A 13,355-nucleotide genomic window follows, 5' to 3' on the forward strand; every position below is an offset into this window, starting at 1 on the left:
CACACGGGGTGTGACGGCGGAGACTTCGCGCGGTTACCAAAGGACCTTTGCCCCTGGTCCCGCGCTTGCCCGGGCTGGAGGGTGGGTTCATGAACACAGAAGAGCGCGTTACTCAGCTTGAAGATCAAATCCACGGGCTCCAGGACCAGCTGGCCGATCTGCACAAGCAGCTGGCCAAGGCCGAGCTCGACCATTGGCAGGGGCGCGTTGAGGACCTAGAAGTCCAGATGCACCTCGGCGCGGTGGAAGCCACCGACAAGGCGACCGCACAGATGCACAAGCTCCGCGACAGGTGGGCCGACGCCAGGCGGCAGCTCGAGGAAAGCGCCAGGACGGCGTCTAGCGTGGCCGACACGGTACGCGCCGGGCTGGAGAAGGCCTTCGAGGATCTCCGCAGTGCCCTTCTTGAATCCAAGAGCAAGCTGACCTCGTCCGGCCGCTAGCGCCCTAGGTGCGGGCGTTGACGGCGCTGATCGTCCCGCAGCAGGTTGCGGGGTGTGGGGCGGGTGTGTCTTAACGGCCAGGCGGCAGCATGAAACCATCGTGCCGTGGGGGTACCGCAGCCTGGCGAGGTCGAGGTCGAGGTCGAGGATCGGCGCGAACGCCGTATCCGCAAGCCGGTCGACTTGCTGCGCTGTGTCTTGTCCTGCATCGGGATCGCCGCGCTGGCGGTGGTCGGCGTCGCGGCGAGCGTCACCATGTCCGGCGCGGAGACACACATCGCGGCCACGAGCCACCGACTGCCGCATGCGCTGCTCGTCGTGGTCTCTCCGCTGGCGCTGTTCGCCCTGCTCGTCCTACCGGTGGCCATGGCCGTCCAGCTGCTCGTGCGGCGCCAGTTCCGGCGGCTCGCCGAGGCGGCGGCCACCGGCGTCCTAGCCGGCGTCATGACCGCGGTGGCCAACGAGCTGCTCACGCGGGCCGCCGCCAGCCGACTCTATTATGCGATCATCATGGCCCGTCCGGGCACGAGCCACGCCGCGGCGCTCGACCCGTACCTAGCGGGCCTGGTCGCCTACGCCACCATGGTCGGCCTAGCCGGCCGGCCGTACTGGCGGAACGCCCTTTGGACGGCGATTGCCCTCTACGCGATCGTGCACGTCGGAGCGTTGCGCACCTCCGTCCTTAGCCTGCTGATCACGGTGCTCGGCGGCCGCGCGATCGGCTTGGCCGTCAGGTACGTCGCAGGCGCCGCGTCGCAGCGGCCAGGCGCCCTGGACATCGCAGGCGCGCTGGCAGCCGCCGACCTGCCGGTGACGGCGATACGCAGGATGCACCACGAGGAACCGCGCCAGGGAAACCCATCGCGCCGCTACGCGGTCACTCGCAAGGGAGAGGGCCGGGGGCTGGACATCGTCGTGTACGACCGGGACCAGCAGGCGGCCGGCGCCGTCTACCGGCTGTACCGGAGGGTGAGGCTGCTCGGGCAGGTGCCACACAGCGCCCCGCTGTCGGTGGACCACGCGGTCGAGCGCCGGGCTTTGCTGTCTTATGCTGCCGAGGATGCGGCTGCGCCCACGCCGCGGTTGCGTGCCGTGGTCCGGGCTGGTCCGGAAGCCTCCGTGCTGGCCTACGAGCACCACGAGGGGACGACGCTAGCCCAGCGGAATCCCGGCTGCAGCGACGCCGAGCTCGGCCAGATATGGGATGCCGTCAGCCGGCTGCACGCCCACAGGGTCACGCACCGGCGCCTGACCGCGGATCGCATCCTGCTCACCGACGACGGCCAGGCCATGTTGCTCGACCCGGGCGACGGCGACGTGGCAGCGAGCGACCTGCAAATCCGCCTGGACGTGGCCCAGCTCACCGCTGAGCTGGCCCTTGTCGTTGGACCTGACCGCGCCGCTGACCTGGCGGCGACGAAGCTGAGCACGGACGACCTAGTGGCGGTGGTGTCGCTGCTGCAGCCGGTCGCGCTGGCCCGTTCGACTCGCAAGGCGCTGCGGCGCCGCCGCGACGTGCTGCCCGCGCTGCGCACCCGGCTGCTCGCGGCGGTGCCGGGCGGCGAAGTCACCCCGGCCCAGCTGGAGCGCATCCGGCCGCGCACCCTGCTGACGCTGATTGGCAGCGTGGCCGCCGTCTACCTGCTGGCCGGCGAGCTGGCGCGGACCAGCCTCCAGAGCGTGCTGCGCGAGGCGGACTGGCGCTGGGTCATCGCCGCGCTGGCCCTGTCGGCGGCCACCTACGTCGGCGCCGCGGAGGAACTGATCGGGTTCGTCCCCGGCCGGCTGAGCTTCCGCCTCACCCTGCTTACCCAGCTGGCCGGCTCATTTGTCACGCTGGTGACCCCTGCCGCCGTCGGCGGCGCCACGCTGAACATCAAGTACCTGGAGCGCCAGAAGATTTCCACGGCGGTTGCGGCAGCCAGCGTGGGCGTGGCCCAGGTGGTGGCGTTCGTCGTGCATGCCCTGCTGATCCTCGTGTTCGCCGCGATCGCCGGCAGCTCGGGCAGCGAACCGATCCACCCGCCGCGGTGGACATGGTTCGTGCTGGCCGGGCTCGTCCTCATCGCGCTCGTGGTGCTGGCCATCCCCGCCGGGCGGCGGATGCTGCGCGCCCGCCTGTCGCCGACCCTCGACCAGGTGGTGCCGCGGCTGCTCGAGGTCGCGCAACAGCCGGGCAAGCTTGCCCGGGGGATCGGCGGCACCCTGCTGCTGGACCTGGCCTACATCTTCTGCCTCGCCGCCTGCGTGGCGGCGTTCAGCCGGTCGGTGCCGATCGCGAAAATCGGCGTGGTGTACCTGACCGGCAGCGCCATCGGCTCGATCATCCCCACCCCCGGCGGCATCGGCGCGGTAGAAGCGGCGCTGACCGCCGGGCTCACGGCCGCGGGCGTGCCAGGCGCGTCCGCGGCCAGCGCGGTGCTGCTGTTCCGGCTGGTGACGTTCTGGCTCCCCGTCCCGCTCGGCGGGGCGGCCCTGAAGTATCTGGAGCGTGAGCAGGCCGTGTGAGCCCCGCCAACCGGAACGTGGCGTGCAGGGCCGGCGGCTGGCACCACCGGTTTGGCCCGGGGCCGCGGTCAGCGGGCTCGCCTAGCTAGACCGCCGATTCCCCGCGCTCAGCCGCAGGCGCCGGGGAGTCCTTGGGCTGGTCCGGGGCGGTGGCCTGCCATACCTCCTTGACCAGCACCTGCAGCGCGCCGGCTGTCGGGATGGCCAGCAGCGCCGCGACGAATCCGCCGAATATGCCGCCGATCAGGCTGCCGATCGAGGCGCCGACCAGCAGGGCGATGAATACGAGTAGCGGGTTGATCCGCACCGTCTTGCTCATGACCACCGGGTTCAGGACGTGGTTCTCGATCTGGGTGTAGACGGCGAAGACGACCGCGGTGACGATGCCCGCGGTGAGGCCCCGGGCGATGAACGCGAACAGGACGGTTGGGATGCCGGCCAGGGCCCCGCCGATCATCGGCAGGAAGTCCACCAGGGCCACCCAGAGCCCCCACAGCAACGGGAACGGCACGCCGAGGATCAGCAGCGTCACGAACACCACGATCCCGGCGATGAGCGAGGTCAGCAGGTTGCCGAACATGTACCCGGTGACCTTATCGCTGACGTCGGCCGCTATCCGGGTGACCGTGGCCTTGCGGCCCGGGGTCATCTGGCCCAGCATCCAGTCCCACATCTTCGGGCCCTCCAGGAGCAGGAGCAGGACCAGGACGAAGATCGTGAACAGCTCGATGATTATCGAGACCGCGCCCTTGCCGAGGGTCAGCGCCGGCTTGCTGAGCGACTGGGCGTAGCCGACCAGCTTGGGCGTGTTGCGCTGCACCCAGCCCTGGACGTGGTACTTGGCCACGAGGTGGCCGATCCAGCCCCTGCCGTGCTGCAAGCTGGCGATGTAGCTTGGCAGCCGGTCCGCCAGGTGGGTGATCCCGTTGACCAGCGGCACGCCGAACGCCACGGCCAGGCCGATGAAGATCAGCGCGGCCCAGAGCGTCACGACCGTCACAGCGAAGCCCCGGCGCGGAATCCGCCGCTGCACTTTCGCGACGGCCGGGTTGAGCAGCATCGCGACGAACCCCGCCACGAGCATCAGCAGCACGATGTCCCGCAGCAGGTACAGCAGCTTGCCGGCCAGGTAGATAGCGACGACCACCCCAGCCGTCACCAGGATGGTCCGCAGCGGGACGTGGCGCCGGTCGGCGGCGTCGAATAGGCGCGCTAGCCGACCTCGCGGCGCCTGCTCAGAGCTCATAGCCCACCTGGCCAAGGACGGCAGGTCCCACCTGGATCCGGGGATTGGCAGCTATCACCGGCCGAAGCGATGTGAAAGCGGAAACCCAAGACGAAATCCGCGCGCTGACCGGCATAGCCGAGGACATCGCCGGGCAAGGAGGCGGCACGAAGCGGGCTGACGGGCTGTCTGGTCATGATCACTCCCATTTCTGATTCTGATTCATCGATCATTCTTGTATTAAATCATCAATTATGATTATCATCGTGTCAACAGCTGACTCGACGGAGTGCAGCAGCCCTGGCGCCCCGGCATCGGCGCGGTCACCCCATCTCCGCGTACACCCCATCTCCGGCGGCCGCCTCACAGTGAAATCGGCTGAGGACGAAACTAGGAATCGCGCGCGAAGGAGGAGACCAATGGGGAGGACCTGGCGGTGCGTACTGGCGGTTGCGCTAGCGCTAGTGCTCGCCGCGTGCACGAACTCAGGTAGCGGGACCCGGGCCGGCGCCGGAGTGAGCGGATCCGGACCCGTGGCCACTGCCGTCCTCAGGACGATCAGGCACGTGTGGGTCATCGACCTGGAGAACCTAGGGTACGTGCAGACCTTCGGCAGCCCTTCGGCCGACCCGTACCTCGCCCGCACCCTGCCGCGGACGGGCGCCCTGCTGAAGAACTACTACGCGATCGGCCACAGCAGCGCGGCCAACTACATCGCCCAGGTCTCCGGGCAGGCCCCGGACCTGGCCACCCAGGCCGACTGCCCGCTCTGGACACCGTTTCCTGCCGCCGTAACGGCAGGGCCGTACCATCAGGTCCTCGGCGAGGGCTGCGTCTACCCGGCCGCAGTGCCCACGCTGGGCAACCAGCTGTCGGACGCCGGGCTAGGCTGGGCGGCCTACCTGCAGGACATGGGCAACGACCCGGTCCGTGACCACACGACCGCCACGGCCCGCGGCCCAGCGTGCGGCCACCCCGCCGCCTGGGCCGCGGACCGCACCAACCGCGCCGCCAAGGCCGACCAGTACGCCGTCCGCCATGACGGGTTCGCGTTCTTCCGTGCGGTCACCGCGAACCAGGCGTTCTGCGCCGCGCACCTCCTGTCGACTCGGCCGCTGCCGGGCGATCTGGCCCGGGCCAGCACGACCCCGGCGTTCTCCTTCATCGTGCCCAACCTGTGCAACGACGGCCACGACTCCCCGTGCGTCACCGGCGCCCCCGGCGGGCTGGCCCAGGCCAATAGGTTCCTGTCGCAGTGGGTACCGAAGATCATGGCCGCGCCGGCCTACCAGGACGGCGGCCTGATCGTGATCACCTTCGACGAGGGCAGCGACGCGGCCGCCTGCTGCGGCGAGACGTCCGGTCTCAGCCCCGCCCACCCGAACGTGCCGGAGCCCGGGAAGAACGGACCCGGCGGCGGCCGTGTCGGAGCGGTCCTGCTTTCTCCGCTGATCAGGCCGGGCACCGTCAGCACCGTCGACTACAACCACTACTCGCTGCTGCGCACGGTGGAGGATATCTTCGGCCTGCCGCACCTCGGCGACGCCGCCATGCCGCAGGTCAGGTCCTTCGGATCAGACGTATTCGGTTAACGGCTGCCCGCTTTGGCGAGCAGGTAGCTATCGGGGGTGCGGAGGTTGTCCTTCGCAGGCCAGCAGCGCCCGCCGCGCCGCGACGAGCGAGGGCGCGAGCGGCTGGAGAAGCCCCTCGAGCGTGACACCGCGGTCGGTCTGGCTAGCCACGAAGGCGCCGTCGATGGCGGCCAGCGCGAAGCGCGCGAGCTGCTCGGTGGCCGGGCTTCGCGGATCGTCGCCGAACGCGGCCGTGATCTGTGCCCGCAGCAGCTCGAGCGCGTGGTCGCGTACCCGTCGGACGACGGCCTGTATTTCCCCGTCGCCCGCGGGCGGCGGTTGCGCGGCGAAGACGATCAGCATGCGAAGGAAGTTCGGGTGGCGCTCGAGCGTGCGCGTGGCAGCGGACGCGACCCTGGCCAGGTGCTGCGCCGGGCGCCCGGGCCGGCGGCTCAGGTCGGGCAGGTCGGCGAAGAAGCGAGCGGCGCCGCGCTCCATGACGGCGAGCAGGATTCTGTCCTTGGACCCGAAGTAGTGGTAGACGGAGCTCATCGGGATGCCGGCTTCCTCCACCACGCGGGCGAGGGTCGCCGCCTCGAAGCCGTGCTCGGCCATGACCCGCTCGGCGGCGTCGAGCACGCGTTCACGCGACTTCACGCCGCGGCGGTTCGGCCTCACTTCGGCGGGCGCTGACATGTGCCCAGCGTATCTCAAGTTTTGTAATTGACACTCCAATTTCTTTATTGTAGTGTTCACTCCAATTCTGCAAATGGGGAGGCGCTGTGATGGAGCGGAAGACAACGGACATCGATGAGGAAGTTCCGGTGCTAATCGTGGGCGGCGGCGGCGCGGGCCTGACCGCTTCCATGCTGCTGGCGCGTGAGGGGGTCGGGCATCTGCTGGTCAGCGCGCGCCCGCAGACCTCTGATCTGCCCAAGGCCCATGTCCTGAACCAGCGGGCGATGGAAGTACTCGAGGACGCGGGCGTGGCCGACGCGATCGCGCGGCGCAGCACGCCGGCCGAGCAGATGGCGGCGACGGCGTACTACGCGGGCTTCGCCGGTCCCGGCCCAGATTACGGACGCCGCCTCGCGCGCCTGGAGTCCTGGGGGGCAGGCGGGGCAGACGACAGCTGGCGGGCGGCGAGTCCGTGGCGCCAGCTGAACCTGCCCCAGATCCGCCTCGAGCCACTGCTGAAGGCCCGCGCCGAGGAACTCTCGCCAGGGCGGATCCGCTTCGGCCATGAGCTGATCGGCCTGGAGCAAGACGACAGGGACGTGCGGGCCACGATCCGCGACAACGCCTCCGGCCGCCGCTATGTGGTGCGCTGCCAGTACCTGCTCGGGGCGGACGGCGGGCGGCGTGTCGCCGGCCTGGTAGGCGTCAAGTATGAGGGGCTCGGGGTGATCACGCAGACCGCGACGCTGCATGTGTCCGCCGACTTCTCGCACTGGGCGCCGGACCCCGACGTGCTGATCCGCTGGATCTTCTCCCCGCAGGCCGGCGCCCTTGTGGTGATGGTCCCGATGGGGCCGGAACAGTGGGGCCCCCAGTCAGAAGAGTGGGTGATTCATCTGAACTACCCGGCCGGCGATCCCCAGGCCCAGTCCGACGCGCGGGTCGAAGCCGATGCCCGCCGGGCCCTTGGCGTTCCGGACGCACCGTGGAAGATCCACAAGATCACGCGCTGGTCGGTCGACGCGGTGCTGGCGTCCGCGTTCCGCGCCGGCCGCGTGTTCCTGCTCGGGGATGCGGCACACCGCCATCCGCCCACCGGCGGGCTTGGACTGACCAGCGCGATCCACGACGCGCAGAACTTGTGCTGGAAGCTGGCCCTAGTCCTCGGCGGCCACGCGGCACCGGAGCTGCTGGACACCTACGAAGCCGAGCGGCGGCCGGCCGATGAGCGCAACTGCCAGCGCTCGCTGGAGAACGCGGTCAATCATTTCGAGATCGCCCTGGCGCTCGGAGTCTCTCCGGAGAACACCGCTGAGCAGAACATGGAGCAGCTGCGCCGGATGTGGAGCGGCCGGCCCGAGGACGCCGGGCAGCGCTCCAGCGTGCTGCGCGCGATGCGGGCGCAGTCCATGGAGTTCAGCGAGCTCAACGTCGAGTACGGCTACTGCTACCAGTCCGCTGCCGTCGTGCCTGACGGCGGCGCCGCGCCCGCACCGGTCGACGACATCCGCGTATATCAGCCGTCCACTCGGCCGGGTTCGCCCCTGCCGCACGCCTGGATCGATGACGAGGACGGCAACCGCCGCCCGATCAAGGACCTCGTCGCGCCCGGTCGCTTCCTGCTGATCGCCGGCGAGGACGGCCAGGCCTGGTGCGAAGCAGCCCGGCAGCTCGCCGCAGAGGCGGACATCCCGCTCGACGCGGTGCGGATCGGCCACCTCGATGGCGACCTGTACGACCCGCGCTGCGGATGGCTGCGCCATCGCGAGATCGCCGGTGACGGCGCGGTCCTGGTGCGCCCGGACCGGTTCATCGCCTGGCGGTCCTCGGCCGACGGCAGCGAGCCCCGGGCTGCGCTCGCCGCCGCGTTCAGCCAGATCCTCGCCCGTCCGGCCGGAACTCCGGCCGCGTCAGCTGTCTGACACGGCCGGCGTGCTCGCCCCTGCCACCGGTCGAGGGAAGGCGCGCGTCTGGCGGTGGAGGCCAGAGATGCGCATCTCCTTGCTTCCCACGCCCCAGCAATGAGTCAGGCTAAGCAGCAGCTGGCAGAGTACGGCCGGACGCGGTGGTCGGTGCCGCCTGGATGGCCCTCGGGGTCATCGACGTTCGCGACGAGCTCCAGGTCACCGGCTGACCATCGCTAGCGGGCATGAGGTCCTCAACGGCGGCTGGTCGTCTGTCTCAACCACGGGTATTCACCCGGCCGGGACTTTGCTGTCTTGCTTGACCGGCTTGCCCGGGCTGACGTTGTGTCCGCGGGCTGGGTGGAGGGTGTGGACGGTGAAGCGGGCGGCGCGGCGCCGCACGCGGTGGCCCGGCGTCCGGTGCCGGGGCTTGGGCGCGGCGGGGGCGCGGTAGAGGCGGTAGAACCAGTACTTGCCGATCTCGACCAGCACCAGGTAAACCGCGACGATCCCGGCTAGGGCGAGGAAGAACGCGCCTGGCAGGGGCTGGAAGCCCAAGATGTAGGCCAGGTGGCCGGTGTAGGGCAGCACCGCGCCGACGGCGGTAATGCCGACCGCGGCGAGCGCCATTGGCGAGCTCGCGACGCTGCGGAAGAACGGGACCCGCCGCGTGCGGATCACGAAGATCACCAGGGTCTGGGTGGCCAGGGATTCGACGAACCAGCCGGTCTGGAACAGACGCTCCCCGGCGTGGAACACCCACAGCATGATGCCGAAGGTGGTGAAGTCGAACAGGGAGCTGATCGGGCCCATGAAGAGCATGAACTTGCGGATGAAGCCCAGATCCCAGCGGGTGGGCTGGGCGACCTGTTCCGGGTCGACATTATCCGTGGGGATGGCCAGCTGGCTGGTGTCGTACAGCAGGTTGTTGAGCAGGATCTGCGAGGGAAGCATGGGCAGGAACTTGAGGAATATCGACGCGCCGGCAGCGCTGAACATGTTCCCGAAGTTGCTGGATGTGCCCATCAGGACGTACTTCATCGTGTTGGCGAAGATCCGCCGGCCGCCCATGACCCCGTCGGCGAGCACGTTCAGGTCCTTTTCCAGCAGCAGCACGTCGGCGGCGTCCTTGGCCACATCGGCGGCCGAGTCGACCGAGATGCCCACGTCGGCGGCATGCAGCGCGATGGCGTCGTTGACGCCGTCGCCGAGGAAGGCAACGTCGGTGCCGGTGGCCCGCTGCGCCCGCACGATCTGGGCCTTGTGCTCCGGGCTGACCCGGGCGAAGACGGTGGTCCTGGCGAGCAGTTCGCCGAGCTGGTCCCCGGCGTTGTCAATGTCGGCGCCGGTGGCCACCTGGCTGACCGGCAGGCCCAGGTCGGCGCAGACCTTGGCCGCGACCACCGCGTTGTCCCCGGTAAGGACCTTGACCGTAACCCCGAGACGGGCCAGTCGCTGCAGCGCCTCACGGGCCTCCGGTTTGGGCGGGTCGAGGAAGACCAGAATGCCGCGGAAGGTGAGGTCGTGCTCGTCGGCGGCGGTGAGCGAGGACACGCTCGGCATCTCGCGCGTGGCCACGGCGATCACCCGGTTGCCTGACGCGAACTCCGCATCCAGCGCCGTCCTGGCGGCGGCGGGAATGGCGGTGCACCTCTTGAGCAGTTCCTCGGGGGCGCCCTTGGTAATCATCATCCGGTTGCCGGCGTCGTCCTCGTCCAGGACCGATACCAGGCGGCGCTCGTGATCGAAGGGCACTGTGCCGAGCCGGCGGTAGCGGGCCAGCGCCGGCTGCTGCCCCGCGGCGGCCGGGGAGTCCCATAGCGCGACGTCGAGCGGGTTCCCGCCGGCCGCCCTACCGTTCTCGGTCACTGCCTCGTTGCACAGCAGCCCCAGCAGCAGCGGCTCGTCATCCGCCGTGCCATCCGGCCCGGCCGAGCGCATGAACCGCAGGCTGCCCTCGGTCAGCGTGCCCGTCTTGTCGGTGAACAGCACATCGACATCGCCCAGGTCCTCGATGCAGACGAGCCGCTTGACCAGTACCTTGGACCGGGCCAGCTGCCGCGACCCGCTGGCCAGGCTGGCCGAGACTACCGCCGGAAGCAGCTGCGGCGTGAGCCCGACCGCGATCGACAGCGAGAACAGCAGCGCGGTAATGACCGGCTTGTGCAGCGCCACGTTGATAATGAAGATCGCGCCGGTCAGCGCGCCGGCCACCTGGACCAGCAGCATCGAGAACTTACCCAGCCCGGTCTGGAACTCGGTCTCCGGCTGATGTTCGCCCAGGCCCTGGGCGATCCGGCCGAACTCCGCCGCCCCGCCGGCCGCCGTCACTACCCCGGTGCCCGACCCGGCCCGCACCACGGTGCCCATCAAGGCGCAGCAGGTCAGCTCGGCCAGCGGCGTCCCGGCGGCGACCGGACCTGTCGACTTCTCCGTCGGCACCGACTCACCGGTGAGGACCGACTCATCACACTCCAGCCCCGCCACGGCTAGCAGCCGCAGATCAGCCGGGACCACTTGCCCGAGTTGCAGGTCCACCACGTCACCAGGCACCAGCTCCGTTACATCCACCGTGCGCGGGTGCCCGTCCCGCAGCACCACGCAGCGGTGGCGGATGCTGGAATGCAGCGCCTCGGCGGTCCTTGCCGCCTTGTACTCATTGAAAAACCCGAGGCCAACCGAGGCCACCAGGATGACCCCGATGATGACCGCATCGCTCGCCTGGCCGAGGAATGCCGACGCCACGGCGGTGACGGCCAGCAGGAGCAGCAGCGGGGACCGCAGCTGGCTCCACAGCACCGGCCACGGCCGCGCCCGGTACGAGCGCACCGCGTTCGGCCCCACCACTCGCAGCCGCCGCGCTGCCTCATCCTTCCCGAGGCCCTCCGGGCCGCTCCCCAGCCGCGTGAAGACATCGGAGACCCCGAGCGTGGCGGCCTCCGCCGCGGTCACCGGCGGTGGAACGGCGGCGGCTTCCCTGCTTTCCGTAACCTGGGCTGCCACGCGCGCGCCTCCTCGTCCAGGCTTCCCCTAACGCTGCGGCCTGTTCATGCCCGCCTCTGTCCGGGATCGCAGTTGACCAGTCAGCCTTTGAGCGCTTCCCGCAGCTCGCTGGCGATTTCGTCGGTGTCGGCCTCGACGAAGCGCTTGGTAACTGTATCGGCATCGGAGATCGCGTTGTCGACTGCCTTTTCAATGGTCGGGTCACCAACCGCGATCAGTCCTGCCTTGTTCGCGGTGAGGGCCTCGGCAGCCTCGTGGAGCTCCTTGCGCGGCAAGGTCCCGGCGCCGAAGAGCTCAGGAATGATGCGGGCCCGCGGGCGGTCCATCCGCTTGACGATGTGCGGTTTGCCGTCTTCCTTGTCGATCACGGCCGCGTCATAGGAGCCGATCACCTCGTCCTTGTGCAGTTGCTCGATAGCGTCCAGGCCTGCCAGCGCCTGCGTAACGTTCCCGTATGCCGCGGCGTATACCACCTGCCGCTTGCTGTCCGGCATGACATCTCCCTCCCTTGGTTGCCTGACTCGACGCTCCCCCGTCCGGGTGCCCGGCGGCCAGAGGCGAAGGTCCTGCCCTGGCTCCGGCCGCCGGCACTCCGAAGAGACCTGTGATGATTAATCATCACAATAATGATCGAGCCCGGGCGGAGGACGACGCGCCGTGTAGGCGAGACTGGTGAAAGGGAGCGGCCGCTACTGGTGAAAGGGAGCGGCCGCGCGAAAGGAGAGCCATGCTTCACGTTGAGGTGAATCGGGTTACTGGGGATCCGCACCGGCTGAATGACGCAATCAGCTACGCGACGACTGAGCTGCGCCCGGTCCTGGAGTACCGGGCAGGCAACCTGGGGACGCTGCTGCTGACCGACCCAGGTGCCGATGGTATGGCGTTCCAGTCGTTCTGGGCATCGAGCGGCGCGCTCGCTGACACCGAGGACGCGATCGTGGCCGGCATCCGCGAAGCCGCCCGGCTGGCAGGCGGTCGGGCTACCCGCGAGCACTACGCCGTCATAGTGTTCGAGCATGAGGCTCCATTGCGAGGCGGCCAGGGGGTGCGGGTGACAGAGATGAATGTCGACCCGCCGAAGCTGATACATGTTGAAGATGCCGTCGCCTGGTACGGGGCCACGGTGGTCCCCGAACTGGCGGATACCTGCGGTTTCCGTGCCGCACTGCTGTATGCCCAATGGGACTCGGGCCATCTGATTAGCACGACGGTGTGGCAGGACCCGCAGACGCTGGCGACAAGCCGGACCACGGCGACCCAGGGCGAGGCCGCCGCCGTGAGCGCACTGGACGGCGTTATTACCGCCTCCGCGGAGTACCGGCTCGCCTTCAGCTCGGCACGTGCAGCGTTACGGGAACGTTCCGGGCAGGCCATCCTCGACCTGGCCAAGCTCGCACCACACCATCACCAAGAGCGACACCCTTTTGGAACCCTACAAGGTGTTAAGAGGGCTGAACGGCAGCGCCACGCTCCCGTTCGGGATGAGCCGTTGAACTCTCCCGAACGGTGGCGGCTATACGCCTTTCGGCGATCGTGAAGCGGCCGAGCTTCGGCGAGCAGATCACCACCAGCGACTTTCCTGAGACGCTCGCCGTCTTGCTTGACCCGGCGGCCCGCTGAAGTGGTACCGGAGGATGAGCGCGGCGGTGAGCGGCTGCTGAGTGGTCATCAGCCTTTCCGCTAGCTGGTGAGAGCGATAGCCAGGTAGGCGACGGCGATAGCGAGCGCGACCAGGGCCGGCGCCATCTCCTTCCCGCTGTCCGCGGCGCGCCGGTGGGTGGCCAGCGCGCCGACTAGCAGCAGGGTCATGGCGGCCGCGGCGGCCAGGCCGAGTGGGTGCCACCACAGGCCGGCCAGGATGCCCGCGGCGGCGGCCAGTTCAGCTACTCCGATCAGCCTGTATCCGGGCCATGGGATGCCGAAGTGCTCGGCGGACTGCCGCATCTTGGGGTGGCCGAGCAACTTGCCTGCCGCGGGCAGGAGGCAGACCGCGGCCAGCAGCAGCGAGATGGTGACGAACACG

Annotated in this window: 11 protein-coding genes; 6 read left to right on the forward strand and 5 right to left on the reverse strand. The window is 69.3% G+C overall.

All coding sequences use genetic code 11. The features are described from left to right. Window positions 1–89 precede the first annotated feature (89 nt). Window positions 90–443 carry a sll1863 family stress response protein gene (locus tag EAS64_RS04195; RefSeq protein WP_145851350.1) on the forward strand — a complete coding sequence of 118 codons (354 nt, stop codon included), beginning with the start codon at window positions 90–92 and terminating at the stop codon, window positions 441–443. 105 nt (window positions 444–548) lie between these two features. Further along, entirely contained in the window at window positions 549–2,951 is a 2,403-nt protein-coding gene (locus EAS64_RS04200) for a lysylphosphatidylglycerol synthase transmembrane domain-containing protein (protein ID WP_145851351.1), read from the forward strand. Window positions 2,952–3,036: 85 nt separating this feature from the next. On the opposite strand, the gene EAS64_RS04205 is transcribed toward EAS64_RS04200, so the two are convergent. Continuing rightward, the gene (locus tag EAS64_RS04205; RefSeq protein ID WP_145851352.1) at window positions 3,037–4,197 is read right to left on the reverse strand and encodes an AI-2E family transporter; all 1,161 of its coding nucleotides are present in this window, start codon (window positions 4,195–4,197) and stop codon (window positions 3,037–3,039) included. A gap of 44 nt (window positions 4,198–4,241) precedes the next feature. Between EAS64_RS04205 and EAS64_RS43310 the strand changes: the two genes are divergently transcribed. Both EAS64_RS43310 and EAS64_RS04210 read left to right on the forward strand, forming a co-directional pair. Beyond that, complete coding sequence (locus EAS64_RS43310) at window positions 4,242–4,391, forward strand: hypothetical protein (protein WP_187365684.1); 150 nt, start codon at window positions 4,242–4,244, stop codon at window positions 4,389–4,391. Between the two features lie 318 nt (window positions 4,392–4,709). Further along, complete coding sequence (locus EAS64_RS04210) at window positions 4,710–5,768, forward strand: alkaline phosphatase family protein (RefSeq protein ID WP_222848974.1); 1,059 nt, start codon at window positions 4,710–4,712, stop codon at window positions 5,766–5,768. Window positions 5,769–5,795: 27 nt separating this feature from the next. Here EAS64_RS04210 and EAS64_RS04215 read toward each other — a convergent pair whose 3' ends face one another. After that, complete coding sequence (locus EAS64_RS04215; RefSeq protein WP_145851354.1) at window positions 5,796–6,443, reverse strand: TetR/AcrR family transcriptional regulator; 648 nt, start codon at window positions 6,441–6,443, stop codon at window positions 5,796–5,798. A gap of 89 nt (window positions 6,444–6,532) precedes the next feature. Between EAS64_RS04215 and EAS64_RS04220 the strand changes: the two genes are divergently transcribed. Continuing rightward, a complete protein-coding gene (locus EAS64_RS04220; protein WP_145851355.1) occupies window positions 6,533–8,347 on the forward strand; it encodes an FAD-dependent monooxygenase in 1,815 nt (604 codons plus the stop codon). A gap of 273 nt (window positions 8,348–8,620) precedes the next feature. On the opposite strand, the gene mgtA is transcribed toward EAS64_RS04220, so the two are convergent. After that, the gene (gene mgtA / locus EAS64_RS04225; RefSeq protein WP_222848975.1) at window positions 8,621–11,332 is read right to left on the reverse strand and encodes a magnesium-translocating P-type ATPase; all 2,712 of its coding nucleotides are present in this window, start codon (window positions 11,330–11,332) and stop codon (window positions 8,621–8,623) included. 80 nt (window positions 11,333–11,412) lie between these two features. Then, window positions 11,413–11,826, reverse strand: coding sequence for a hypothetical protein (locus EAS64_RS04230; protein WP_145851356.1), 414 nt, complete (start codon window positions 11,824–11,826; stop codon window positions 11,413–11,415). A 233-nt stretch (window positions 11,827–12,059) separates the two neighbouring features. Here EAS64_RS04230 and EAS64_RS04235 point away from each other — a divergent pair, with 233 nt between their 5' ends. Continuing rightward, a complete protein-coding gene (locus EAS64_RS04235) occupies window positions 12,060–12,869 on the forward strand; it encodes a hypothetical protein (protein ID WP_145851357.1) in 810 nt (269 codons plus the stop codon). Between the two features lie 143 nt (window positions 12,870–13,012). Here the strand turns inward: EAS64_RS04235 and EAS64_RS04240 are convergent, their stop codons facing one another. Continuing rightward, the gene (locus tag EAS64_RS04240) at window positions 13,013–13,354 is read right to left on the reverse strand and encodes a DoxX family protein (RefSeq protein WP_145851358.1); all 342 of its coding nucleotides are present in this window, start codon (window positions 13,352–13,354) and stop codon (window positions 13,013–13,015) included. Window position 13,355 lies beyond the last annotated feature (1 nt).

Source organism: Trebonia kvetii (assembly GCF_007827045.1).
Classification (GTDB): domain Bacteria; phylum Actinomycetota; class Actinomycetes; order Streptosporangiales; family Streptosporangiaceae; genus Trebonia; species Trebonia kvetii.

Coding starts and splice junctions, on each gene's coding strand:
- EAS64_RS04195 (WP_145851350.1), top strand. CDS start 90: ATGAACACAGAAGAGCGCGTTACTCAGCTTGAAGATCAAATCCACGGG.
- EAS64_RS04205 (WP_145851352.1), bottom strand. CDS start 4,197: ATGAGCTCTGAGCAGGCGCCGCGAGGTCGGCTAGCGCGCCTATTCGAC.
- EAS64_RS04215 (WP_145851354.1), bottom strand. CDS start 6,443: ATGTCAGCGCCCGCCGAAGTGAGGCCGAACCGCCGCGGCGTGAAGTCG.
- EAS64_RS04220 (WP_145851355.1), top strand. CDS start 6,533: ATGGAGCGGAAGACAACGGACATCGATGAGGAAGTTCCGGTGCTAATC.
- EAS64_RS04230 (WP_145851356.1), bottom strand. CDS start 11,826: ATGCCGGACAGCAAGCGGCAGGTGGTATACGCCGCGGCATACGGGAAC.
- EAS64_RS04235 (WP_145851357.1), top strand. CDS start 12,060: ATGCTTCACGTTGAGGTGAATCGGGTTACTGGGGATCCGCACCGGCTG.